Annotated in this window: 1 protein-coding gene; it reads left to right on the top strand. The window is 57.5% G+C overall.

Going from position 1 to position 395, the window contains the following annotated elements:
- Positions 1–395 (top strand): amino acid--tRNA ligase-related protein (locus tag DUK53_RS17340; protein WP_305032388.1); only part of this gene is annotated, 395 nt, incomplete at both ends.

Below are 395 nucleotides of genomic sequence, written 5' to 3' on the forward strand. Positions count from 1 at the left end.
GCTTTAATCCGTTACAGGCCGTCGTTAATGATTCTCTGCCGAATTATCAGGACGAAGTGTTACGCCTGACCACCGGCTGTTCCATTGAAGTGACCGGTACCGTGGTACCTTCGCCGGGTGAAGGCCAGAGCTTCGAACTGCAGGCCACAGCCATCAAGGTGGTGGGTTGGGTTGACGATCCTGACACCTATCCAATGGCGGCCAAACGCCACAGCATCGAATACCTGCGCGAAGTTGCTCACCTGCGCCCACGCACCAACCTGATTGGCGCGGTTGCCCGCGTTCGCCACACCTTGGCACAGGCGATCCACCGCTACTTCCACGAGAACGGTTATTTCTGGGTTTCCACCCCGCTGATCACCGCCTCAGATACCGAAGGTGCCGGTGAAATGTTC

Origin of the sequence: Listeria sp. SHR_NRA_18 (assembly GCF_003856515.1) — a bacterium.
In the GTDB taxonomy this organism is placed as follows: Bacteria; Bacillota; Bacilli; order Lactobacillales; family Listeriaceae; genus Listeria_A; species Listeria_A newyorkensis.